We start from the raw sequence: 23,842 nt of genomic DNA on the forward strand, positions 1-23,842 counted from the left end.
TTTTCCGGCGTGACATCGCACCTACCCTAGCGTTCACTTCGCGCCCGTGGTCCCTGCGCGTCCACCGTCCTGAGCACGCTGGTAGACGTCCGGGATGCCATCGAGGTCGTCGTCGCGCGACTCCTGCTCGTGGATGCGCTTGTAGACCTTGTCGCGGCGACGCAACACGATCGTTGCCAGCAATGCCGCGGTGAGCGAGCCGAGAAGCACCCCGATCTTCACGTGCTCGTCGGCCTCGCTGCCGGGGCCGAACGCGAGCTCGCCGATCAGCAGCGACACCGTGAAGCCGATACCGGCCAGCAATGAGAGACCGAACACATCGGACCAGGCGAGGTCGTCGTCGAGGTCGGCGCGGGTGAACCTGGCGAGCACGTACGTCGAACCGAAGATGCCGATCACCTTGCCGACGACGAGGCCGACCATGATCCCGATGGTGATGGGGTCGGTCAGCGCGGCCAGGATGTCGCCGCCGACGAAGCTGACACCGGCTGCGAAGAACGCGAACACCGGCACGCAGAAGCCGGCCGACAGGGGACGGACGCGGTGCTCGATACGCTCGCCGAGGCTGTGACCGTCTGCGCCCCTGGCGGCCGGAACGATCAGGCCGAGCAGGACGCCGGCGATCGTCGCGTGGATACCGGAGTTCAGGACCAGCACCCACGTCGCAACGCCCAGCGGGATCAACAGCCACCACGGGTGACTGCGGGTGCGCGCCACCCAACCGAACAACGCCAGCGGGACGATCGCGAGCGCGAGCATGACCAGGTTCAGATCCGAGGTGAAGAACAACGCGATGATCGTGATGGCGATCAGATCGTCCACGACGGCGAGAGTCAACAGGAACGAGCGCAGCGCGGACGGCAGATGACTGCCGATGACCGCGAGCACGGCCAGCGCGAAGGCGATGTCGGTGGCCGTCGGGATCGCCCACCCCTTTGTGTTGCCGTCGAGCACGAGCTGGGCGACGACATAGAGAAGGGCCGGCACGGCCACACCACAGGCGGCGGCGACAATCGGCACAGTCGCCTTCGCGGGGTCGCGCAGGTCACCGTGCACGAACTCGTGCTTGAGCTCCAGCCCCACCACGAAGAAGAAGACGGCGAGCAGGCCGTCGGCGGCCCAGTGCGCGAGCGAGAGCTCGATACCGAGCGCAGGAATGTCGAGGTGGGTCTTCGACAACGAGGTGTAGGCGTCGCGCCACGGCGAGTTGGTCCAGATCAGCGCGAGCACGGTCGCGATCAGCAGCAGCGCACCGCCGACGGTTTCGAGCCGGAGCAGCGCGGCGATGCGCTGCGCTTCGGGCCATTCGCCGCGAGAGAACAATTTCGGACGGGTGGGAGTGGTCATCGAGCCTCTTGTCGATCGGGGTCGGTCAGGACGTTGCCGACCAGACTTCCCGGCTCACCATGAGCTTCGAGTTTACCGGGGCCTACCGTTGTCGCGTGTCCGACGTCCATGCTGCAGTCGCCCAACTCGCTCGTCTTCCGCAAGTGCCGCAGGCGGTGGATGCGGCCCGCGAGGCCTGCACCGCCCTGCGCTGGCACCCGGCGCTGCGCCGGCGCATCCCGGAGGCGTCGGCCGAGTCGCGTGTGCGTGGAGCGACGGCGAGCGCGGCACTGGACGGCGCACAGATGTCGGTGACGCTCGTGCGCGATGTCTTCCGTGGGGCGCGCCGGCTGCCGGAGCACCCGGACCCTGTCGAGCGGACGATCGGTGCGGCCCTGCGTGCCACCGCGGAAGCCGAACATGTGCGAGCGATGGTCACCTCCGCGCCCCGGCAGGCGTTGGCCCGGCTGCACGTGGCCGCGATGGCGGATCTACTTCCGCCGGACCAGGTCGGACGGCCGCGCACCGGTTCGGAGGACAGCCGAGAGATGCTCGAACTGGGCCCGGCGCCGTCCGCGTCCGACGCGGGGGAGCGACTGACCCAGTTGTGCGAATTGCTCCAGGGCTCAGCGCACTTGCCGACCGTCGTCGTCGCGGCGATCGTCCATGCGGAGCTTGTGGCGGCACGCCCGTTCGTCCATGGCAATGCACTGGTTGCTCGCGCGTTCGAACGCGCCTTGGTGTGGGGCAGCGGGCTCGACCCCACCGGAGTCGCGGTACCGGAACAAGCGCACCACTCGATGGAGACCGACTACCACGGCGGGCTGGCGGCGTACGCATCCGGTGACCCGCAGGGCGTGCGGTTGTGGATCCTGCACGAAGCGACGGCTCTCACCCGGGCGGCGGGAGCCGGGCACGATGTGTGCGACGCAGTGCTCGCCGGAAGACTCACATCGCCTCCCTCTGCATCTCTTGATTCCCGGCCGACGCAGGAGTAGACCTGTTCTCAGGCGAAAGCCTGAAGACCACCGCAACTGAACAGGGCACCCACGCGAAGGCAGTTCACTAGTGAACCGCTCGTTCGACCCCTTGTGGATCGGCGACAACCCGGAAATGCACGCTTGGTAACCCTGCAGAGGTGCGGTCGATGAAGCCCTGCTCCGATCTTTCGGAGCAGGGCTTCAACCGTCGCGGCGCGTCCGGTCACCTTTTACCCGTTGTGGAGAAGGTAAGAACTTGGTATGGAGATGGTCAGGACGCTTGTCCCTGCCCACCTTGGCTCGCATGATTGACCTGTCGGCGCTCCCAACATGGTCGTAGCGCGGTGTTCGTCCCCATCCCCCTGGGCGACGAGCATCTGGAAGGCCCCGTCGTCCCCCCGGCGGGGCTTTCCCCTGTTCACCTCTCAGGTTTGTCCACAGCCCGACCAGCGGTCGTCGGTTGTTCACAGCCGGTGATCCGCCCCTCGCCGCGCTGCAGTCCCGCAGGGTCGGATGCGGTGCATGAACGGTTTTGCGCGTGCTCTGCATCTGGTCGGTGGCGAGTTTGCCGCACCCTTGCGCGCGGCGACGGTCCGTGTCGCCGCGGAGCAGGGCCTGTGCCCGGTGCTCATCGATCTGTCTGCGTGGTCAGGTGGCAGTGATGTGTTGCTCGGTCTCGAACACGCGCCGGGGGTGCGCTGGCACGACCTCGACGGTGCCGATGGTGAGTTCGACGCCGACGGCCTGTTCGACAGACTGCCGGTCGGGCCGCTCGGCGAACGGGTGCTGGCGCATGACCGGCATGCAGCCTCACCGGTGTCCGACGGCGTCGTCCGAGCAGCGGTGCACGCTTTGCGGTTGAGCGCGTCGTTGCTGATCATCGACGTCGTCAGTCCGGTCGCGTCTGCCGACATCCACCGCGCCGGCGACGGCCTGTGGGTCATCGCCGGTGACGAAGTGCGCTCGACCGCGGCCGGAGTCGCTGCGGCGCAATGGTTCTCACGACACGGCTTCGTCCATGGCACGCTCCTGCTGGGCGACGGTGTCGGTGGCAGCGAGGACTTCGACACGATCGACGCAGCGGTACGGGTCGGACGCACCGACCGGCGTGACCTCGAGCGGGGAGTGCTCTGCGGACGACGTAGGTCATCGTTGCGCGCGCCGGCCGAGCGGATGATCGCCGACCTGGTGGGTTCGGAGAACGCGGCATGAGCGTCGTCGGCCGGACGATGTGGGAGCACATCCGCTCAGGCGAGGTGCCGACGAAGGATCGCATCACTGCGGTCGCCGGTGCGGAGGCGGCTGTCCTCGGTGAGCGCAGCGCCGGAGAGCTCGGACAGCGGTGGACCGCCGAGGTGCTCGGTGGCGGCCCCTTGCAGCCGTTGCTCGACGAGCCCGACGTCACCGACGTCTTGGTGAACGGACCGGGCCAGGTGTGGATCGATCGCGGCGACGGCCTGCAGCCGGTCGACCTCAACCTGGGCGACGAGGACGCGGTACGCCGCCTGGCGGTGCGGCTCGCGGCCATCGCCGGTCGCCGACTCGACGACGCGAGCCCCTGGGTCGACGGCCAACTGCCGGGCGGTGTTCGCCTGCACGCGATGCTGCCGCCTCTGGTCTCCGATGGCCCGCACCTCTCCCTGCGGATTCCGCGTCGCACCGGAATCGGACTGTCCCAGTTGTGTGCTCGCGGTCTGACCGACGTGCTCGGGGAGCGACTGCTGACCGCCTTGGTCGAACAGAAGGTGGCGTTCGTCGTGACGGGCGGCACCGGCAGCGGGAAGACCACGCTCCTGTCGTCGATGCTCGCGCTGGTGCCGGCGGCCGAGCGGCTGTTGGTCGTCGAGGACGTTCGGGAAATGATCGTCGAGCACCCGCATGTCGTGCGCCTGGAATCGCGGCCGCCGAACGTCGAGGGTGCCGGCGAGGTCACGCTGGCGGCGCTGGTCCGGCAGGCGCTGCGGATGCGTCCCGACCGAGTGGTCGTGGGTGAGGTGCGGGGTGCCGAGGTGCGGGAACTGATGAGCGCCCTGAACACCGGTCACGAGGGCGGCTGCGGCACGTTGCACGCGAACTCGCCGGTCGATGTCATCTCCCGGTTCGAAGCACTCGGTGCCCTGGGCGGTATGGCCCCCTCGGCCGTGCGTTCGCAGCTGGCGAGTTCGGTGCGCGTGGTCGTGCATGTGCAACGGACGCCGGCCGGTCGGCGTCTGGCCCAGGTGGGTGTCATCGGCGTCGACGAAGGCGAGCTTCGCGTCCGTCCGGCACTGCGGTGGGAGGCCGGGCAGGCCGTCCCGATGGAGGGTCTGTCTGCCCTCGAATCTGTGCTCGGACGGGCGGTCCGGTGATGGTGCTGGCGACCGTATTGGTCTTCGCGGCAACGCTGCTGTGGTTCACCCCGGCTCGAGTCACACTTCCACGTTCATGGCGGCTGAGCCCCAAAAGACCGGCAAGCACCACGCTGGAGGTGTGGTCGGTGCTGGTGGAGTCGATCGCGACCGGGGTCCGTTCGGGCGCTGCGCCGACCTTGGCCTGCGCGGCGGCGTGCTGCGCAGTGGGCCAGTCGATGACCGAACCACTGCCGCAGATCGGTCGCCTGCACGCGGCGGCGGTGTCGGGTGGGGATCTCGCAGCGGCGTGGCGCGACGCGGCGGACAGCCTTGATGATCCGGGTCTGTGGGCGGTTGCGTCCGCGTGGGCACTGTCCGATTCCACCGGTGCTCCCTTGGCGGACGCCCTCGCGGTGGCCTCCCGGTTACGCCGCTCGGAGACCGAGCGTGCCGCGCGTGCCAAGGCTGCTCTCGCGGCTCCGGTGACGTCCGTCAACCTGCTCACCGGCCTCCCGATCTGCGGAGCCGGGCTCGGCGGCCTGCTCGGCGTCGATGTCTGGTCGGTGTACGCCTCTCCGCTGGCCGTCGTCACCGTCGTGCCCGGCGTGGTGCTGATCGTCGCCGGACGCTGGTGGTGCCGAAGATTGGTCGCCCGCGCCGGCCGCACGAGGCGACTGACATGAGCGAATCCACGGTCTTGGACGCCGCTGCGGCGATCGATCTCGTCGCGATCGCGCTCGGTGGCGGCCTCCCCTTGGCCGATGCGCTCGGTGCGGTCGCGCAGGTGAGCAGGGATCGCATCGAGCACGATCTGCGCCTGGTCGAAGCAGCCCTGCGGTGGGGCGTCGAGCCGTCCGTCGCCTGGCGCGAGGCGGGCGAGGTGTGGGCCGCGGTCGGAGTTGCCTTCGCCCTCGCCGGCGACCTCGGTCTGCCGCCACGCGGCCTGCTGCACGACGCCGCCGAATCGATCCGTCTGAACGAAGCCGCCCGCTCCGAGGCGGCGGTGGGACGCCTGAGCGTGCTGCTCGTCCTGCCGCTCGGACTGCTGTTCCTGCCTGCCTTCGCGCTGCTGGCCGTGGTGCCGGTCGTGATCAGCCTCGCCCGATCGACGCTCGACGGCATCGGGTGAGACACAGACCACCGGAGGACATCCGGTCGGAATCAACAGAATCCGAACACGAAGGAGAACGAGATGAATGAGAAGACCCTGCCCGGCGTCCTCGCCCGGCGTTGGCGCGCGGTGCGCGAGGGCGGTGCCGAATCCGGCATGGCCACGAGTGAGTACGCGGTCGGCATCCTCGCCGCGGTCAGCTTCGCAGTCGTGCTGATCGCGATCGTGAAGTCGGCGGCGGTCAAGACCGCGCTCACCGGGATCATCACCTCGGCCCTGTCGGTCGCGGGGTGAGCAGCGCAGCCGTCCGGGCTCGGCGACGGGACGCGGGCATGGTCTGCGCCGAGCTCGCGGCTGCGTTCCCTGCCGCGGTGTTCGCCCTTCTGCTGGTGCTCGGGGTGGCGCAGCACGCGATCACCGCCACCCGCGCGGAGGAAGCTGCGCGACTGGCCGCTCGGTCGGCGGCACGTGGCGACAGCCGGGCGGAGTCGATCAGCCTCGCCCGTCGTGCAGCGCCCGCTGCGTCCGTCGAGATCTCCGGTGAAGGCGAACGGGTACGCGTCCACGTCGTCCTGCCGGCGCGCGGGGCGACGGCCTGGTTGGTGCCTTCCGGCCGGTTCTTCGCCTCTGCGGTTGCGGCGATCGAGGAGGCACCAGGTGAAAAGCCCTGATTCGGAACGAGGTTCGGGCAGTGTGCTGATGCTCGGGGTCGTCGCGGTGGCGGTACTGCTGTTCGGTGCTGCAGCCACGTTGGCGAGCGCGCAGCAGGCTTCGGCGCGAGCGCGCACCGCCGCCGACCTCGCAGCACTCGCAGCTGCCGGCGCCGTCGCCCGAGCGGAGTCGACGGCTGCGTGTGCCGCCGCGTCCCAGGTGGCTGCTGCCAACGGTGCCGCCCTGGTCGGCTGCTCGGATCTCGGTGCGGGTGACTTCGAGGTCGTCGTCACCGTCCGGCCCCGGTCCCGTGTGCTCGGTCCGGCTACGGCTCGATCGCGGGCCGGACCGGAGGGCGCAGGTAGTCACGCACCAGCCCGAGCACCTTGATCGCACCGTCCTTGTCCAGCGGCTCGTTACCGTTCCCGCACTTGGGCGACTGGATGCATGCCGGGCACCCGCTGCGGCAACGGCAGTTGCGCACGGCGTCCAGCGTGGCTTCGATCCACCGCGCCGGCTGACGGAATCCACTGTGTGCGATGCCGGCACCACCCGGGAACCCGTCGTAGACGACCACGGTCGGCAGGCCGGTGTCCTGGTGCAGCGCGGTCGAGACACCCCCGACGTCCCACCGGTCCGACTGGGCGACGAAGGACAGCAGGCCGATCGCGGCGTGCTCGGCGGCGTGCAGAGCGCCCGGCAGTGACGGCTCGTCGACGCCGGCCGCGGCGAGGACGTCGGCCGGCAGCGTCCACCACGTGCCCCGGGTTCGCAAGGTGTGCACCGGGAAGTCGAGCGGGTGCTGACCGATCACCTCACCGCCCGGCAGCCGCCGTAAGAACCCGGTCACCTGCTTGTGGACGACGATCTGTCCGTAGTGCCATTCCAGGTCTGCGTGCCGGCCGCCGGCCTCGACCTGCGCGATCTCGAACTGGGAGTCCGACGTCGCCCAGGTCGTCCAACCCGGGTCGCCGGGGGTGACTTCGGCCAGCGCCGCCTCGACGTCGTAGTTCGTCACGACGTACGTCTTGCCTTGATGCACGTACACCGCACCGGTGTGCACGGTCGTCTCGGCACGATCACCGTCCACCGTTCCGAGCACCGCTCCGCTGCGCTTCTCGACGATCGCCACGGGAGTGCCGAGGTTGCCACGCAGGTTCAGATGGTCACCCGGACGGTCGTCGCGGTCCCAGAACCAGCCTCGCGGGCGGCTACGCAGGATCCTCGCGCGGGCAAGGGTGTCGGCGAGTTGGGGCAGGCTCTCACCGAAGTACTCGACATCGTCCGGCGTGAGCGCCAGTTCATAGGCGGCCGCCGCGAGGTGCGGTGCCAGAACGTGCGGGTTCTCCGGGTTGATCACCGACGGCTCGACCGGACGGCCGAACAGCGACTCCGGGTGATCCACCAGATAGGTGTCCAGCGGGTCGTCGGCCGCGACGAAGAGCGCCAGGGACCGCCGCCCGCTGCGACCGGCCCGCCCGACCTGCTGCCACAACGACGCGGTGGTGCCTGGCCAGCCAGCGACGATCACCGCGTCCAGACCGCTGACGTCGATGCCGAGTTCCAGCGCGTTCGTGGCGGCCACACCGCGCAGCCGTCCGGTGCGCAGGTCTCGCTCGATCGCACGACGTTCCTCGGGAAGGTAACCACCGCGATAGGCGGCGATCTGCGTCGTCGGCTCGGTGACGTGGTGCCGCACCGAGTCGGCCACTCGTTCCACCCCGACGCGCGACTTGGCGAACGCCAGGGTCTGCACGCCGTCGTCGACCAGCCGGGTCATTAGATCGGCGGTCTCGGCGATCGCGCCGCGCTGCACCTCGCCCTGCGGGGTGTCGACCATGCCCGGCCGCCAGAGCCCGAAGGTCAACTCCTGGCGGGGAGACCCGTCATCGGTCACCGCGGTGACCGGTCGTCCCACCAGGGCGCTCGCATGGCCGGCCGGGGAAGCGATGGTCGCTGAGGCCAGCACGAAGACGGGATCGGATCCGTACCGTGCCGCCACCCGGCGGAGCCGGCGAAGGACCAGCGCCACGTGGGTACCGAAGACGCCTCGGTACTGGTGACACTCGTCCACGACCACGACCTGGAGCGAACGGAAGAACGATGCCCAGCGTTCGTGTGTCGGCAACAGGGTGTGGTGCAGCAGATCGGGGTTGCTCAGGATCAGACCCGCGTGGTCGCGGATCCAGCGGCGTTCGTCGCGAGGGGTGTCACCGTCGAGCACCGCCGCCCGCACCGTAGGGATCGCCCAGGAACGGATGCGAGCCTCCTGGTCCGCGGCCAGGGCCTTCGTCGGTGCGAGGTACAACGCGGTCGCGCCGCGGCCGGTGGGTGCGTCCGCGCCCGCACTGACCGCGCTCAGCATCGGCAACTGATATCCCAGGCTCTTGCCCGAGGCGGTGCCGGTGCACAGGACGACATCCTCGCCGCTGTGTACCAGGTCGGCGGCTCGGCGCTGATGCGACCACAGCGAGGTCACGCCGGACCCTCGCACAGCAGCCTCCACCTGGGGATCCACCCAGTCCGGCCAGTCACGCAGATCGGCGGGCCGACCCGGGATGGTTTCGACATGTATCAGCCCGCCGGTGCCCGTGCCCGTGAGTCGTCCGAGGGCAGAAGCCGGCTCGAACGGGTCAGGCGCGGAACTGGTCATGGGCAAGCGTGGTCCTCGAACTACGGATAGGCGAAGTGCGCTACTTGAGCGTATGGTGCATGCGTGCGGCTCTTGCCGCGCGTGCTTGCACTGCCCTAATGACGACCATGGATGGGACCCTGCCAGTGGATCTGACGGTGACACGGCGCCAGGAAGACGGGCGCACGATTCTGCAGCTTGTTGGCGAGATCGATGTCTCGACCGCTCCGAGGGTACGCGATGAGTTGAGCCGGGTGATCGCAGACGGCAGCCACGATCTCATCGTGGACCTGTCCGATGTGCCCTTCCTCGACTCCACCGGTCTCGGTGTGCTCGTTGGACGCCTCAAGGCAGTACGTCTGGTCGACGGTGACCTCGTGCTCGCGGGTGCTCAGGAGCGCACGTTGCGCAACTTCAAGATCACCGGCCTCGACAAGGTCTTCCACCTGTACGACTCGGTCGACGCCGCGCTCGCCGCGAAGGTCGAGCCGGACGCCGCTTCATCGATGTGAACCACACCGGGCTGCACGCCGACCCGGAACTCCTCACGGCACTCGCCGCCGACCTCAGGTCGGCGGCGTTCACCGTTGACGGTGTCCAACAACGTCTCGGCCCGGTCGCGGCCGCCGCACTTCACCGCGAACAGGTCACGCCCGCGCGGCGGGTCGTCACCGACGACGATCCGCTCGACGTGCTGATCCGCTTCTTCACCCTCGGCGACGCCGTGCCCGGTGAACTGCTGGACGTCGCGGTCCCGGGCCTGCGGTCGCACGGACTGCGTGAGCTGGGACTGCTGGCCGATGACGGGCGAGCACGATTCGACCTGCGACCGCACGCCGACGACACCCACGACTGGTGGGTCGTTTCCGACCTGTCCGAACTGGTCACCGGCGGACCCCTGCCCGACGACCACGTGCTCGGCATCGGGGGAGCCTCCACCACTCTCGCCTCCTGGACGGTGCGCCGCCCGGCGGCGCGCGCCCTCGACATGGGAGCCGGCTGTGGCGTCCAGGCTCTGCACCTCGGCGCGCACTGCGAACGGATCGTCGCCACCGATCTGTCGGCGCGGGCCGTCGAGATCCTTCGGTTCAACGCGGTGCTCAACGGCGAGCGGTGGGACGTTCGGTCGGGCTCGCTGTTCGAACCGGTGGCCGGCGAACGCTTCGATCTGATCGTCAGCAACCCGCCGTTCGTGATCACCCCACGTGTCGCCGGCGTGCCGTTGTTCGAGTACCGCGACGGCGGAATGGTGGGTGATTCTCTTGTCCGCACCGTCGTCCATCAGGTCGAAGCGCATCTCGAACCCGGCGGCGTCGCCCAACTCCTCGGCAACTGGGAGGTGCCGGCCGGCACCGACTGGCAGGACGTCGTCCGGCAGTGGCTCGCCCCGACCGAGCTGGACGCCTGGGTCGTCCAGCGCGAGACGCAGGACCCGGCCGAGTACGCCGAACTGTGGATCCGCGATGGGGGTCACCGTCCCGGTACCGAGGCGTACGAGCGCATGTATGCCGCCTGGCTGGACGACTTCGACGCCCGCGGCGTCGCAAGTATCGGTTTCGGCGTCATCACGCTGCAACGTCCGGCGACCAAGCGCCGCCGCTTCCAGGTGCTCGAAGAACACAGCGGCCCGGTCGCCTCGCCGATGGGCCCGGCCGTCGACGCCGAACTCGCGGCGCTCACCTGGTGCGCCGAGCATCCGGACGAGGTGCTCGACCAGAACTGGCGGGTCGCCGACGACGTCACCGAGGAACGGTTCGCCGCTCCCGGCGCCGACGACCCATCGGTCATCCGCATCACCCAGGGCGGCGGGCTCGGCCGGCAGCTGCACATCGACACCGCGATCTCCGCCTACCTGAGTGTCGCCGACGGCGACCTCACCGCCCGTCAGGCGCTCGTCGCCATCGCAACCCTGCTCGAACGCGACGAGCGCGATCTGCTCGAACGTGCGCAGCCGATCGTGACCCGGCTCGTGGAGACCGGCTTCCTGGTCGGCACCTGACGCGACGCCGGTGAGGTGCGCCACACCGGCGTGGGCCGATTCAGCGCAAACCTGCGGCAGGCGTTACCTTCAAGGCGGCTCGCGTCGAAGCAGCGACGAATCCGCTGCACGCAGCCGCAGACAAGGAGCACATCGAAGTGTCGCGCAAGCTGGTCATCGTCGAGTCGCCCGCCAAGGCGAAGAAAATCGGCAGCTTCCTCGGGTCCGACTACGTAGTCGACGCGAGCGCCGGTCACATCCGTGACCTGCCCACCCCGTCCGAACTGCCGGCCGACATGAAGAAGGGCCCGTTCGGCAAGTTCGCGGTCGACGTCGACAACGGCTTCGAGGCCTACTACGTCGTCGATGCCGACAAGAAGAAGAAGGTCTCCGAGCTCAAGCGCGCCCTCAAGGACGCCGACGAACTCCTGCTCGCCACCGATGAGGACCGCGAGGGCGAGGCCATCGCGTGGCACCTGCTCGAGGTGCTGAAGCCCAAGGTGCCGGTCAAGCGCATGGTGTTCCACGAGATCACCAAGGAAGCGATCCAGCGCGCCGCCAACAACACCCGCGACCTCGACACCTACCTGGTCGACGCCCAGGAGACCCGCCGCATCCTCGACCGTCTCTACGGCTACGAGATCAGCCCGGTCCTGTGGCGCAAGGTCCGTCAGGGCCTGTCCGGCGGACGCGTCCAGTCGGTCGTCACCCGGATGATCGTCGAGCGCGAGCGGGAGCGCATGGCGTTCCGGGCCGCCTCCTACTGGGATGTCGACGGCGAGTTCACGGTCAACGGTGGGCAGCAGTTCGGCGCTCGCCTCACCGGTCTGGACGGCACGCGGGTCGCGACCGGCCGCGATTTCAATGACGCCGGTGAACTCACCGCCAAGGACGTCGTCCACCTCGACTCCCAGCGCGCGAACGCGGTTGCCGAGGCTGCCCGTGCCAGCCACGCCGACGTGACCTCCGTCCAGGAGAAGCCGTACACCCGGCGTCCGAGTGCGCCGTTCATCACCTCGACGTTGCAGCAGGAAGCCAGCCGCAAACTGCGTCTGTCCAGCCGCGACACGATGCGGGCCGCGCAGCGCCTGTACGAGAACGGCTACATCACCTACATGCGTACCGACTCTGTCGTGCTCAGCGAGTCGGCGCTCACCGCTGCCCGAGCTCAGGCTCGTGATCTGTACGGCGCCGAGTATGTGCCGGACGCCCCGCGTCGATATGCCGGCAAGTCCAAGGGTGCGCAGGAGGCGCACGAGGCGATCCGCCCCGCCGGTGATCGTTTCCGCACCCCGGCACAGGTGGCCGGCGAGTTGCGCGGCACCGAATTCGCTCTCTACGAACTGATCTGGAAGCGCACCGTCGCCTCGCAGATGGCGGACGCCCGCGGCTCGACCGCGACCGTCAAGCTGGCCGTCCCGGTCGACGCGGCGGGTGCGAAGTCGGCGGAGTTCACCGCCAGCGGCACCGTCATCACCTTCCGCGGCTTCCTGGCTGCGTACGAGGAAGGCCGCGACGTCGAGCGGGGCGCCGACGGCACCCCGACCGAGCGCCGTCTGCCGAAGCTGTCCGAGGGTGTGCGCCTGGAGGTGTTGGACGCCGAGGCCAAGGGGCACGAGACCTCCCCGCCGCCGCGCTACACCGAGGCTTCGATCGTGAAGGCGATGGAGGAGAAAGGCATCGGCCGCCCGTCGACCTACGAGCCCACCATCGCCACCATCACCAACCGCGGCTACATCAACAAGCGCGGGTCTGCGCTCATCCCGACCTGGCTCGCGTTCGCGGTGACCCGGCTCATGGAGGAGCACTTCCCGAGCCTGGTCGACTACGACTTCACCGCCTCGATGGAGGAGGACCTCGATCAGATCGCCAGCGGTGACGAGCAGCGTGTTGCCTGGCTGACCAAGTTCTACTTCGGTGGACCACAGGAGTCGCGCGAGGGTCTGCGCCGGATGGTCGAGGACCTCGGTGAGATCGACGCCCGCGAGATCTCGACCATCCGGATCGGCGACAACATCGCGGTCCGCGTCGGGCGGTACGGCCCGTACGTCGAGGAGCTCGCCCCGGCGGGCATCGACCCGAACACCGGCGAGGTCACCGAGGGCGCCGAGGTGAAGGACCCGCGCCGTGCGTCCATCACCGACGACATCGCGCCGGACGAGATGACGCCGGAGAAGGCCCGCGAACTGCTCGAACAGGCCGGCGACGACGGACGCGTGCTCGGCACGGACCCGCAGTCCGGCCACGAGATCGTTGCGAAGGCCGGCCGTTACGGCCCGTACGTCACCGAGGTGCTGCCCGAGCCCGAGGGCGAGGAGAAGCCCAAGCGTGGCGCCAAGAAGGCGAAGCCGCGCACGGCGTCGCTGTTCAAGGACATGGACCTGGGCACGATCGAACTCGACACCGCGCTGAAGCTGCTCAGCCTGCCGCGCGTTGTCGGTGAGACGACGGACGACAAAGGTGAGACGGTCGAGATCACTGCCCAGAACGGCCGTTACGGGCCCTACCTGAAGAAGGGCACCGACTCACGGTCGTTGCAGACCGAGGCGCAGATCTTCGACATCACGCTGGACGAGGCGCTCGCGATCTACGCACAGCCCAAGCAGCGCGGTCGCGCGGCGGTGGCACCGTTGAAGGAGCTCGGAGAGGACCCCGCGTCGGGCAAGCCGGTCGTGGTGAAGGACGGACGGTTCGGGCCGTACGTCACCGACGGCGAGACCAACGCGACGCTGCGCAAGGACGACGACCCGTCGACGATCACGCCCGAGCGCGGGTTCGAACTGCTCGCCGAGAAGCGGGCCAAGGGACCGACCACCCGTAAACGGGCGGCGAAGAAGACAGCCAAGAAGACGACGAAGAAGGCTGCTGCCAAGAAGACGACCGCGAAGAAGGCCGCTGCCAAGAAGGCGAGCGGCTGAGGGTTCGGTGAAGTTCGGCTTGCGTCACCCCCGTAGGCAGGAAAAACCGGTCAGGATCTGTTCGGAACTACGGGGAACCGAACTGCCGGGGATGTCGTCACACAGGCAGTTCCGCTTCGACACACAGGGAGAAACAACATGTCCAGCACCGCCATGCGCAACCGCGTCGCCGTCACCTCGCTCGCACTGGTCGGCGCGCTCGGCCTGACCGCTTGCAACAGCGACACGACCGTCACCAACTCTTCGAGCACGTCGTCCTCGACCAGCTCGGAGTCCACCAGCACCTCCGAGTCGCCTTCCAGCTCGCAGACCTCGACATCCACTTCCGAGTCGAGCACGACCTCGGAGTCGCCGACCAGCTCGGAGACCTCGTCGGCGTCCTCGGAGTCCAGCACCACCGCTGACTCCGGCCCGACCGACGTCACCCCGCGTGGCACCACCTTGAAGTTCAACCAGCCGGCCGTGATCGACGAGAGCGGCAAGGTCTTCCGTCTGACCGTAAAGGAACTGAAGGTCGCCCCGGAGTCGATCTACAGCGAGAAGAACCTGAAGAAGTCCGACGGCACCGTCTACTACATCAACTTCGATGTGAGCCCGGTCAAGACCAGTGGCAGCTTCTACTCCAGTTCGGTGAACGGCCTGTGGCTGTACCCGTCCTTCGGTTCGGGCCAGAAGGCGAAGCGCATGTACGGCTCGACCGACGACTGCAAGAGCAGCTACGAGAAGATCGAGGTCGGCCAGTCCGGCAGCGGCTGCTACATCTACCAGATCACCGGTGCCACCTCGAAGACGGTGACCTACGCCAACTCCAAGAACCGCCTCACCTGGGAGTGACCCCTTCCTGAGCGGGCGATCGAGAATGGGCGGAGCCGGTCGGCTCCGCCCGTTCTTCGTGTCCGGTGTCAGCCGAAGGGCAACGGCTCACGCGTGAACTTGTAGGTGGCCCAATTCATCTGTCGCACAGCACCGTTCGGGTCACGGCGGACGACCAGGCGCTCACCCTTCTCACGCCCGGCGATGGTGCGGAAGACGTCGTCCCCCAGCTTCTCGAAGACCGACCACTTCGCGGTGTCCGGCGCACGGTCGAGCTTGGCCTGCAGTTGTCCGTCGCGGATGACGAACGTGAAGCCGGACCCTTCGGAGAACCAGCGCCCGGTGAGCTCGGTGAGGCCGTCGGGTGTCGTGGAACCCGGCATCCACGGCTTCGGCATCGCCGGATCCTCCTGTGCCACAAAGGATCCGAGCTTGACCGCTGTGACATCGGGTTCGATCGCATTGGTGGCGTTCATGAGGACGCCGGCGCTGACACCCGAGTCCGCATCGGAGAAGAAACCCGTGATGCCGCCGGGCAGGCCGCCGGTGTGGCCGAACCAGGTGCGTCCGTCCTTGCGGACGAGTTCGAAGCCCAGGCCCCAACCGCCGCCCCACGATCCGTCGACCAGCAGTTGCGGTGTGGTCATCTCCTCGACGGTGTCCTTGCGCAGCACACTGTCGTCGGGATCGAGCAGGAATTGGTGCCAGCGCATCATGTCGCCGAGAGTGCTGCACAACGCACCCGCGGCGGACGTGGCTCTCTTGTTCAACAACGGTTCCCGCACCGGTACATCGGTGAACGGTGCCACGTAGTACTGGCCGGAGTGCGGTGCAGCGAGCTGCAGCGTGGACCGCTTGAGTCCGATCGGGTCCAGGAGCCGGGTCTGCAGCGACTGCTCCCACTCGCGGCCGTCGAGCCGCGCAACCAGCTCGCCCAGCAGTGCGTACCCGAGATTCGAGTAGTGCCACACAAGGTGCGGTCGGCCGATGCGTTCGGCCTCGTTCCAGCCCGCGACCAGGCCCTCTCGGTCCGGGAATTGCAGTGTGTCCCAGACGTCTCCGACGGGTTCGCGCTGCATCCCGCTGCCGTGGATCAGCAACTGACGGACGGTCACCGCACCGTGCTCGACGCCGGGGAGGTGCTGGTCGAGCCGATCGTCGAGGTCGACTTTGCCCTCGTCCCGCAGCTGCATCACCAGTGCCGCGGTGAACGTCTTGGTGTTGGACGCGACCAGGAACTGGGTGTCGTCGCCGAGCGGCACGGACGGGTCGTCGAGGTCGGCGGACCCGACGGCCGTCGACCACGCGATCGCGCCGTCCCGGGCGACACCCGCTACGAGTCCCGGTGTGCGACTGTCGATCTGGGCCCTGCGGGCGATTCGTTCCAGGTCTCGGGTGAGCGGTTCGGCGAGTCGACTCTGCATGGCCCGACCCTACGCCCGAGATGTTCACCTCGATGTTGCCGTGGCGTCGGGCGGGTCGCGCACGATGGCTTGATACCAGGGGTGGCGACTGCAAGGGATGGCGATGAGCGACACGGCAGAGGTGAGTGTGCCCTGGCACGTCGCCGACCGCGGCTTCGTCCTGGTGCCGGAAGTCGGCGCGATCCGGTTGTCCTGGAAGCCTTTCGGTCCGGTGTCTGCCTACGAGGTGCACGGTGTGCAGGGGCGTCGGGAGAACTGGTCTCCGAACAGCGCCACCCTGCTCTCGGTGACGACCGGGACCCGTTTCGTCCATCGCGGTCTCGGTCCCCGCTCCGGCACGTGGTCCTACCGCATCATCGCGGTCACCAGTCACGGCGAACACCTCATGACCACCATCGCCGTCGCGTCCTCACGGACATCGGTCACGGTGACCGGTCGGCCGGTGGCCGTCGTCGGTGCGTTCGACGGCAACGGCCTCGACCTGGCGATCAGCACCTCGGGTTTCGTGCACTACCGGACGACGTTTCCAGGCGATGTCGACTTCCGGTACGGGTTCGACCGCCCCGACCGACGCTGGAGCTATGTGCAGCCCGGACCGGAGGACGCCTGGGCCGGTCGCCGCAGTCACCGCTTCCGGCTGCGTTTCGACCTCGACGAGATCCCTACCGACGACCTCGACCTGGCGCTCTGGCTGGTGGATCGACATCCCACCCGTGCCGGCTCGGCGAGCATCGCGGTGAACGGGCAGGCGCTGGAGTCGCTGTTGTTCGACGAGACCGTCGGCGAGGTGCACGCGAGCCTCGTCGTCCCCGGTTCGGGAGCCGGGCCGGCCCACTTCGAGACGGCCGTGCCGCGCGAGGCTCTGCGTCTCGGCGAGAACGTGCTCGACATCGCCAAGGACCACGGCAGCTGGATCGCGTACGACGCGGTCGGCATCTTCGCCCGCTGAGCGATCTGCGGGATCCGCAAGGGGCGTGTCGGTGGGCTCGCCTAGGCTTGCCGCCATGTCGAACGCCACCGGTTGCAACGCCACCGGTTTCATCGTCTTCGAAGGTGGCGACGGCGCCGGCAAGACCACCCAGATCGAGGCGCTGGCCCAGTGGTTGCGCTCCGTCGAGCGCACAGTGGTGGTCACCCGTGAACCCGGCGGCACCCCCTTGGGCGCCCAGATCCGGCAGTTGCTCCTGCACGGCGATCACGTCGAGCCGCGAGCCGAGGCGCTGCTGTTCGCAGCCGACCGTGCCCACCACATCGCGACGCTGGTCCGTCCGGCGCTCGAGCGCGGTGATGTCGTGCTGCAGGACCGTTACCTCGACTCCTCGGTTGCTTATCAGGGGGAGGGGCGTGATCTCGATGCCGACGACGTCCGCCGCCTGTCGATGTGGGCGACCCACGATCTGGTCCCCGACCTGACGATCGTCCTGGACGTCGACCCCGCCGTCGGCAGGGCCCGCCGCGGCGACTCCCACGACCGGCTGGAGCGGGAGGCGGACGACTTCCATCACCGGGTCCGTCAGCAGTTCTTGGCCATGGCGCGCCAGGCACCCGAGCGCTACCTCGTCCTCGACGCCACACGCGACCGCGACGAGCTCGCCGGCGAGATCCGCACCCGTGTCGCCGCGTTGCTCGGGATGAGGGCATGAGTCCGGCCACCGGAGTGGAGTCCGGCGTCTGGGCCGATGTCGTCGGTCAGCCCGAGGTCGTCGCCACGCTGCAGCGAGCCGTCACCACCCCGGGATCCATGACGCACGCGTGGTTGTTCACGGGCCCGCCTGGTTCGGGACGCTCCACTGCGGCCCGGGCGTTCGCCGCCGCTCTGCAGTGCCCCGACAACGGGTGTGGCGCCTGCCGGGAATGTCGAACGGTGATCGACGGCTCGCACGCCGATCTCACCGTGTTGGCCACGCAGGGTCTGTCGATCCAGGTGCGCGACGCCCGCGAACTCGCCGTCGCCGCTCAGCACTCGCCGTCCGTCGGGCCGTGGCAGGTCATCCTCATCGAGGACGCCGACCGCCTCACCGAGCGCGCCGCCGATGCCCTGCTGAAGGCCTTGGAGGAACCGGTCGCCCGCACTGTGTGGTTGCTGTGCGCACCCAGCCTCGAGGACGTCATCATCACCATCCGCTCCCGCTCACGGCACGTCCGGTTGCGCACCCCGTCCATCGAGGCGGTGGCCGACCTGCTCGAGCGTCGCGACGGCGTCCCGAAGGAACAGGGTCTGCTTGCCGCTGCAGCGGCACAGTCCCATGTCGGTCTGGCCAAGCGCCTGGCCAAGGACGACGCCGCCCGGGGGCGGCGCTCCGACACCCTCAACCTCGCCGGGTCCATCCGGTCGCTCGGCGACGCGATCCGCGCGGCCGAGGCACTCGACACCCTCGCCAAGCAGGAGTCGGCAGCAGCCGCGGGTGAACGCGACGCGGCCGAACGCGAGCGACTGCTCGAGCAGCTCGGCGCCGATGCCGCAGCCCGCACCCAGCCACCGCACGTCCGTTCACAATTGGCGGCGCTCGAGAAAGAACAGAAGACCCGCGCCACGCGCATCACCCGGGATGTCATCGACCGGTCTCTGGTCGATCTGATGTCCATCTACCGCGACGCGCTGGTGACGCAGACGGGTAGCCGGGTCCCATTGATCAACCAGGACCACCGCGTCCAGGTCGAGACCCTCGCGCAGCACGCCCCCGAATCGTTGCTCGGGGCGATGGACGCGATCGGCACCGCCCGCGAGCGCATCGACGCCAACGTCCCGCCGCTGCTGGCCCTGGAAGCGATGATGATCTCGCTGCGCGTGCAGGTATGACCTGACGTAGCGTTGAGGACCATGAGCCGCACCTCACTCACCTCCTCGCGCCGAACCGGACGGTCGACGCTCGCACTGCTCGCCGCGTCCGCGCTGGCCCTCAGCGCCTGCAGCGGTGGTTCGGACGACGGGGCGAGCACCTCGTCCCCAGTCGGCTCCCAGCCCTCGTCCGGCGCCGCCACGACGTCCGGTTCTTCTTCGGCCGGCGCGGCGGACCCGGCCAAGGCGCTGGAGAAGTTCTACACGCAGAAGCTGACGTGGGGCGACTGCGAAGGCGTGAAGTGCGCCAAGCTCACCGTTCCGGTCGACTACGCCGACCCGGGTGGCCAGACGATCCAACTCGCGTTGTCGAAGGTCGCCGCGAAGGGCAAGGCCAAAGGCTCCCTCGTGGTCAACCCGGGCGGTCCCGGGGCGAGCGGCTACGACTACGGCGCGATGGCCGACGGGGTCGTGACGCCGAAGGTGCTCGAGTCGTTCGACGTCGTCGGGTTCGACCCGCGCGGCGTGGGGCGCTCGGCGCCGATCACCTGTGCGTCCGACGCCGAGATGGACACCATGCTCGGCATCGACCCGACTCCCGACGACAAGACCGAGCAGTCCTCGGTGCAGAAGTCGGTCGGCACCTTCGCGCAGGCCTGCAAGGACAAGGCCGGACCGCTGCTCGGGCACGTCTCCACCGTCGAGGTGGCCAAGGATCTCGACGTGCTGCGCGCCGCACTCGGCAGCGAGAAGCTGGACTACCTCGGCTTCTCCTACGGAACCTTCATCGGATCGACCTACGCCGACCTGTTCCCCCAGCGCGTCGGACGCTTCGTGCTCGACGGCGTGGTGCCGCCCGACGTCACCTCCCAGGAGATGAACCTCGGACAGGCCACCGGATTCGAGGCAGCGACCCGCAGCTATGTCGAGGACTGTGTCAGCAAGGGCGACTGCTATCTCGGCTCGACCGTCGACGCCGGCATGCAGCGCATCCGCACATTCCTGAAGCAGCTCGACGCCAAGCCGTTGCCGATCTCCGGCGAAGGCCCGGTCACCCGGTTCACCGAGGGCTGGGCCACGCTCGGTCTCGCGCTCGGGTTCTACTCCAAGGCGAGTTGGCCGTCCCTGACCGAGGCGCTGAAGGCGGCGATGGGCGGCGACCCCAAGCCGCTGATGGCAATGGCCAACCAGTACGCCGGCCGACAGGCCAACGGTGCCTACCGGGACAACTCGATGCAGGCGTTCTACGCGGTGTCGTGTCTCGACCGTAAGGCGAGCAACAACCTGGACGAATATGCAAAGGACGCAACGGAGTTCGCCAAGAAGGCGCCGACCTGGGGCAACATGCTGGCCTGGGGTTCGCTCACCTGCGGCGAGTGGAAGGTGCCGGCGACCGGCAAGCAGAAGAAGGTCACCGCCGACGGCACCGGCCCGATCCTGGTGATCGGCAACACCCGTGACCCCGCGACGCCGCTCGCCTTCGCGCAGCGTCTGGCAAAGGACCTCAAGCACGCGCGCCTGCTCACCTTCGACGCCGACGGACATACCGCCTACGGCCAGAGCGAGTGCGTCAACGACGCCGTCGACGGGTACTTGCTGAACGGCACTCTGCCGCCGGACGGCCAGACCTGCTGACGGCGAACCTCGCCCGCAGGACCGCGTAGCTCGCGGGCAGTCGTACGGTTCTCGGGTGAGTTTTCGACCCGTTGCCCTGTTCGACTTCGACGGCACCCTGGCCGACACGATCCCGCTGATCGTGCAGTCCTACCACCACACCTTGGAGACCTCCGGGTTGCCGGCGGTGGACGAGGTGGAGGTGCGTTCGTGGATCGGGCGTCCGCTGCAGCCGGTGTTCGAGGAGCGTTACCCGGGCCGCGGCGAAGAGCTGACCGCGACCTACCGTGACTGGAACCTCGCCCAGCACGACGCCCTGATCGAGCGCGTCGAGGGCATGCCGGAGCTGCTGAAGTCGCTGTCCGACAAGGGGATCCGGCTCGGCGTCGTTTCATCGAAGAAGGCGTCCACTGTCCTGCAGGGATTGCGGGTGGTCGGGTTGGACGAGGCGATCGACGTGCTGGCCGGGATGGACGAGACGGCCAAGCACAAGCCCGAACCCGACCCGCTGCTGTTCGCCGCCGATGCTCTCGGTGCCGACCCGTCGGACTGCGTGTACATCGGTGACGCGGACGTCGACGTGCTGGCCGCTCGCGCGGCGGGCATGGCGTCCGTCGCGGTGACCTGGGGTGCCGGTACGCGTGAGGTGCTGGAGTCACTGGACCCCGACGCGATCGTCGACACGGTGGACGAACTGCGGGAGTTCCTGCTCAGCGGCTGACCCGTGCGGCCTTGGCGTTGAGGTAGCGCTGCTCGGGGATGCTGTGCGTCAGGCTCGCCGCGAGAGCGAACGCCGCGCGGGCCGGCTCATCCTCCCCGGCGAGTTCGAGCAGGTGCGCGCGGGTGGCATGGAGTCGGTGGTTCCCCCGTTGTGCCGGGTCGGCGAGCAGCGGTCGGTCGGCGCGGTGAGCCCGGCCTCACGGATCGTGGTCTTCGCGCGACTGATCCGTTGCCCGATGGTCGCCGAGGGCATGAGCAGCAGGTCCGCTATCCGGTGGGTCGGCAGCCCGGCGACTGCTCGCAGGGTCAGGGCGACCCGGGACGTGTCCGACAGCTGCGGGTGGGCGCACAACAACAGCATCCGCAGGGTGTCGTCGTCGCCGATCGGATCGCCGACCACGGGGTCGTCCAGGCGCTCCTGCAGTGCATACCGATCGATCCTGGCCGCCTCGGCGTCGACCGAGCGGCGGTGGTCGATGATCTTGCGGGACGCGACCCGGATCAGCCAGGCGCGTGGACTCTGCGGCGCACCGTCGGCGGGCCACTGCGCCGCCGCCGCGAGCAGTGCTTCCTGGACGGCGTCCTCGCAGTCGTGGAACGAACGGTGCCGACGCAGCAGCGCGGCGAGGACGTGCGGCGCCTCGTGCCGCCACACGTCCTCACTGATCGTCACTGGTCCTCGCCGCCGGGCCACATCGTCGGCCGCAACTCGATCGTCTCGCCCGGACCGGCGAACTTCGCCGCGACTTCTTCGGCGCGAGCGCGGTCCTGCACATCGACGAGGAAGAAGCCGGCGAACTGTTCCTTGGTCTCGGCGTACGGGCCGTCGGACGCGATCGGGTCGCCGTTCTTGACCCGGTAGAGGGTCGAGGACTTCGGGTCACCCAGTGCTTCGCCGCCGATCAGTTCACCCTGCTTGCCCAGTTCCTCCAGGAACGCGTCGGGCGTCCACCCGTGCTGTAGTTCGCCGGCGTCATGCATCCCGAACGCCGGAATCTCGGGATCATCGTGGCCATGGGGCTTCGAACTGCAGCAGTTTGCGTACGACTCACCGTGGATTCCGAAGTGGATCGACGAAGAAAGGCCCCCGGCGGACCGGGGGCCTTGACTGAGCCGCTTGTCGGAATCGAACCGACGACCTATTCATTACGAGTGAATCGCTCTGGCCAACTGAGCTAAAGCGGCGCCGCAACCGGCAGCGCGGACGCGCACGGATGCGATCAGCGAGTATACGCGCCGGGTGTGTATCCGCCGAATCGAGCGGCCGGACTACGGCCGATCGCTCGGGGCTGCGATCATCGAGGGGTGAACGAGCTCGCCATGTTGCCCGCGAAGTCCGAAGCCCTCGGCATGGGACCGACGTTCATCATGTTCTCGATGGGGTTCGTCGCAATCTTCGTGATCATGGTGATGATCGGCGAACGCCGTAATCGCAACAAGCCGCGTCAGGAGCCGATCCGCAAGCCGGTGCTGGTGCAGAAGGACGAGGAGCGCAAGCGTCGCAAGGAGCAGGGCGACCTCTGAGTGCTGCCGGGACGACGCCGATCCACCATTGAACGCCGAGTGGGCTCGGTACCGCAGCGCACCTTGGTTTCGGCGCGCGCTGCCTCCTTCGTCGGCAGCGCGGCTCAACCAGCGGAGTGGGTGGTTCGGCTCAACCAGCGGAGTGGGTGGTTCGGCTCAGCCCGCGGAGTGGGTGGTTCGGCTCAGCCAGCGTTGACGCGCTCGATGATCGCCTCGGCGACGTCGTCCGTGCGGGTCTCGGGCAACCAGTGCCCGGCCGGCAACTCGATGAAGTGGTACGGCCCGTCGCAGAACTCCTCGGTCTTCTCCGCCGCCGCACGACCGAGTGCGAAGTCCTTGCTGCCCCAGATGTAGGTCGCCGGGATCGACACGTGCTTTGCGCCGCCGCCCTCCGACTTCTTGCGTCCGGGCTTGGCGTTCGCGACCAAGGAGGCGCGGCTGGACAAGGAGCGGTACCAACCCAGCGGTCCGTGCAACGACTCCGGGGTGCTGAAGCGAGCCACGTAGCGATCGGCGTACGAGTCGGGAAGTCCGGTGCGCGAGAACATCTTTCGCATCCCGCGCGACATCTGCAGTTCGGGCAGGAAAGGCACCTGGAACGCTGCCATGTACCAGCTCTTGCGCCACTGCCCGCCGTGCTGCAGTGCCCAGGCCATCGCAGCCGGGTGCGGCGTCGACAACACGGTCACCGTCGAGACCAGGTCGGGCCGGTGCGCCGCCATCGACCACGCGACCGCGCCTCCCCAGTCGTGCCCGACCAGGTGCACCTTCTCGGCGCCGCTCGCCTCGACCAGTGCCGCGATGTCGCCGATCAACTCACGGATGTCGTACGCCGCCCGACCCTTCGGCGTGGCGCCGGGGGAGTAGCCACGCTGGTCGGGGGCAAGTGTGCGCAGCCCGGCGTCGTTGAGACGTTCTGACACACCCGTCCATGCGGTGCCATCCTGTGGGAAGCCGTGCAGCAGAACGACCACCTCACCGTCGCGGGGGCCGCTGTCGGTCACGTCGAAGACCAGTCCGTCACGCTCGAAATTCTGCATGG

Annotated in this window: 24 protein-coding genes and 1 tRNA gene; 18 read left to right on the plus strand and 7 right to left on the minus strand. The window is 68.6% G+C overall.

Going from position 1 to position 23,842, the window contains the following annotated elements; all coding sequences use genetic code 11:
• Nucleotides 1–33: 33 nt before the first annotated feature.
• On the minus strand, nt 34–1,347 hold the full coding sequence (gene nhaA, locus FB459_RS03730) for a Na+/H+ antiporter NhaA (RefSeq protein WP_129624184.1): 1,314 nt from the start codon (nt 1,345–1,347) through the stop codon (nt 34–36).
• 95 nt (nt 1,348–1,442) lie between these two features.
• Here nhaA and FB459_RS03735 point away from each other — a divergent pair, with 95 nt between their 5' ends.
• The 8 genes from FB459_RS03735 to FB459_RS03770 all read left to right on the plus strand — a co-directional run bounded on the left by FB459_RS03735 (nt 1,443) and on the right by FB459_RS03770 (nt 6,788).
• Nucleotides 1,443–2,324 (plus strand): Fic family protein, encoded by an 882-nt coding sequence (locus FB459_RS03735; protein ID WP_239702502.1) that lies wholly within the window; start codon nt 1,443–1,445, stop codon nt 2,322–2,324.
• A 504-nt stretch (nt 2,325–2,828) separates the two neighbouring features.
• Nucleotides 2,829–3,518, plus strand: a complete 690-nt coding sequence (locus tag FB459_RS03740; protein ID WP_129624182.1) for a CpaE-like family protein — start codon at nt 2,829–2,831, stop codon at nt 3,516–3,518.
• On the plus strand, nt 3,515–4,654 hold the full coding sequence (locus FB459_RS03745; protein ID WP_240795882.1) for a TadA family conjugal transfer-associated ATPase: 1,140 nt from the start codon (nt 3,515–3,517) through the stop codon (nt 4,652–4,654). Before FB459_RS03740 ends, FB459_RS03745 begins: the two co-directional genes overlap by 4 nt.
• Complete coding sequence (locus FB459_RS03750; protein WP_129624181.1) at nt 4,654–5,319, plus strand: hypothetical protein; 666 nt, start codon at nt 4,654–4,656, stop codon at nt 5,317–5,319. Before FB459_RS03745 ends, FB459_RS03750 begins: the two co-directional genes overlap by 1 nt.
• Nucleotides 5,316–5,765, plus strand: a complete 450-nt coding sequence (locus FB459_RS03755) for a type II secretion system F family protein (protein ID WP_141927513.1) — start codon at nt 5,316–5,318, stop codon at nt 5,763–5,765. Before FB459_RS03750 ends, FB459_RS03755 begins: the two co-directional genes overlap by 4 nt.
• Nucleotides 5,766–5,828: 63 nt before the next feature.
• Nucleotides 5,829–6,041 (plus strand): DUF4244 domain-containing protein, encoded by a 213-nt coding sequence (locus FB459_RS03760; RefSeq protein ID WP_129624179.1) that lies wholly within the window; start codon nt 5,829–5,831, stop codon nt 6,039–6,041.
• Nucleotides 6,038–6,418: a TadE family type IV pilus minor pilin gene (locus FB459_RS03765; protein WP_141927514.1), complete on the plus strand. Its 381-nt coding sequence runs from the start codon at nt 6,038–6,040 to the stop codon at nt 6,416–6,418. Before FB459_RS03760 ends, FB459_RS03765 begins: the two co-directional genes overlap by 4 nt.
• Nucleotides 6,405–6,788 carry an Rv3654c family TadE-like protein gene (locus FB459_RS03770; protein ID WP_240795881.1) on the plus strand — a complete coding sequence of 128 codons (384 nt, stop codon included), beginning with the start codon at nt 6,405–6,407 and terminating at the stop codon, nt 6,786–6,788. The genes FB459_RS03765 and FB459_RS03770 overlap by 14 nt, the downstream gene beginning before the upstream one ends.
• Here the strand turns inward: FB459_RS03770 and FB459_RS03775 are convergent.
• Entirely contained in the window at nt 6,724–9,051 is a 2,328-nt protein-coding gene (locus FB459_RS03775) for a DEAD/DEAH box helicase (RefSeq protein ID WP_129624177.1), read from the minus strand. The genes FB459_RS03770 and FB459_RS03775 overlap by 65 nt on opposite strands.
• A gap of 137 nt (nt 9,052–9,188) precedes the next feature.
• Between FB459_RS03775 and FB459_RS03780 the strand changes: the two genes are divergently transcribed.
• The 4 genes from FB459_RS03780 (at nt 9,189) to FB459_RS03795 (ending at nt 14,760) form a co-directional block, all read left to right on the plus strand.
• Entirely contained in the window at nt 9,189–9,542 is a 354-nt protein-coding gene (locus tag FB459_RS03780; RefSeq protein ID WP_281279525.1) for an STAS domain-containing protein, read from the plus strand.
• Nucleotides 9,539–11,029 (plus strand): DUF7059 domain-containing protein, encoded by a 1,491-nt coding sequence (locus FB459_RS03785; protein WP_246092309.1) that lies wholly within the window; start codon nt 9,539–9,541, stop codon nt 11,027–11,029. The genes FB459_RS03780 and FB459_RS03785 overlap by 4 nt, the downstream gene beginning before the upstream one ends.
• A gap of 137 nt (nt 11,030–11,166) precedes the next feature.
• Complete coding sequence (gene topA, locus FB459_RS03790) at nt 11,167–13,926, plus strand: type I DNA topoisomerase (RefSeq protein WP_239702493.1); 2,760 nt, start codon at nt 11,167–11,169, stop codon at nt 13,924–13,926.
• A 138-nt stretch (nt 13,927–14,064) separates the two neighbouring features.
• A complete protein-coding gene (locus FB459_RS03795) occupies nt 14,065–14,760 on the plus strand; it encodes a hypothetical protein (protein WP_129624175.1) in 696 nt (231 codons plus the stop codon).
• A gap of 68 nt (nt 14,761–14,828) precedes the next feature.
• Here FB459_RS03795 and FB459_RS03800 read toward each other — a convergent pair whose 3' ends face one another.
• Nucleotides 14,829–16,163: a serine hydrolase domain-containing protein gene (locus FB459_RS03800; RefSeq protein WP_141927516.1), complete on the minus strand. Its 1,335-nt coding sequence runs from the start codon at nt 16,161–16,163 to the stop codon at nt 14,829–14,831.
• A 103-nt stretch (nt 16,164–16,266) separates the two neighbouring features.
• Here FB459_RS03800 and FB459_RS03805 point away from each other — a divergent pair, with 103 nt between their 5' ends.
• From FB459_RS03805 to FB459_RS03825, 5 genes are read left to right on the plus strand one after another with little or no spacing between them, the layout of a single operon-like run.
• Complete coding sequence (locus FB459_RS03805) at nt 16,267–17,112, plus strand: polysaccharide lyase family protein (RefSeq protein ID WP_170221672.1); 846 nt, start codon at nt 16,267–16,269, stop codon at nt 17,110–17,112.
• Between the two features lie 55 nt (nt 17,113–17,167).
• The gene (tmk, locus tag FB459_RS03810) at nt 17,168–17,806 is read left to right on the plus strand and encodes a dTMP kinase (protein WP_141927518.1); all 639 of its coding nucleotides are present in this window, start codon (nt 17,168–17,170) and stop codon (nt 17,804–17,806) included.
• Nucleotides 17,803–18,963, plus strand: a complete 1,161-nt coding sequence (locus tag FB459_RS03815; RefSeq protein WP_141927519.1) for a DNA polymerase III subunit delta' — start codon at nt 17,803–17,805, stop codon at nt 18,961–18,963. The genes tmk and FB459_RS03815 overlap by 4 nt, the downstream gene beginning before the upstream one ends.
• Before the next feature lie 21 nt (nt 18,964–18,984).
• On the plus strand, nt 18,985–20,577 hold the full coding sequence (locus FB459_RS03820) for an alpha/beta hydrolase (protein WP_141927520.1): 1,593 nt from the start codon (nt 18,985–18,987) through the stop codon (nt 20,575–20,577).
• A 55-nt stretch (nt 20,578–20,632) separates the two neighbouring features.
• A complete protein-coding gene (locus FB459_RS03825) occupies nt 20,633–21,277 on the plus strand; it encodes an HAD family hydrolase (RefSeq protein ID WP_141927521.1) in 645 nt (214 codons plus the stop codon).
• Nucleotides 21,278–21,325: 48 nt separating this feature from the next.
• On the opposite strand, the gene FB459_RS03830 is transcribed toward FB459_RS03825, so the two are convergent.
• From FB459_RS03830 to FB459_RS03840, 3 genes are all read right to left on the minus strand, one after another.
• The gene (locus FB459_RS03830; RefSeq protein WP_141927522.1) at nt 21,326–21,949 is read right to left on the minus strand and encodes a sigma-70 family RNA polymerase sigma factor; all 624 of its coding nucleotides are present in this window, start codon (nt 21,947–21,949) and stop codon (nt 21,326–21,328) included.
• Nucleotides 21,946–22,257, minus strand: coding sequence for a YciI family protein (locus FB459_RS03835; RefSeq protein WP_141927523.1), 312 nt, complete (start codon nt 22,255–22,257; stop codon nt 21,946–21,948). Before FB459_RS03835 ends, FB459_RS03830 begins: the two co-directional genes overlap by 4 nt.
• Before the next feature lie 130 nt (nt 22,258–22,387).
• Nucleotides 22,388–22,461, minus strand: a tRNA-Thr gene (locus FB459_RS03840).
• Nucleotides 22,462–22,581: 120 nt separating this feature from the next.
• Here FB459_RS03840 and FB459_RS03845 point away from each other — a divergent pair.
• Nucleotides 22,582–22,800, plus strand: a complete 219-nt coding sequence (locus tag FB459_RS03845; RefSeq protein WP_141927524.1) for a hypothetical protein — start codon at nt 22,582–22,584, stop codon at nt 22,798–22,800.
• 182 nt (nt 22,801–22,982) lie between these two features.
• On the opposite strand, the gene FB459_RS03850 is transcribed toward FB459_RS03845, so the two are convergent.
• Nucleotides 22,983–23,840: an alpha/beta fold hydrolase gene (locus FB459_RS03850; RefSeq protein ID WP_141927525.1), complete on the minus strand. Its 858-nt coding sequence runs from the start codon at nt 23,838–23,840 to the stop codon at nt 22,983–22,985.
• Between the last annotated feature and the right edge of the window lie 2 nt (nt 23,841–23,842).

The organism is Yimella lutea (assembly GCF_006715095.1).
Lineage (GTDB): Bacteria > Actinomycetota > Actinomycetes > Actinomycetales > Dermatophilaceae > Yimella > Yimella lutea.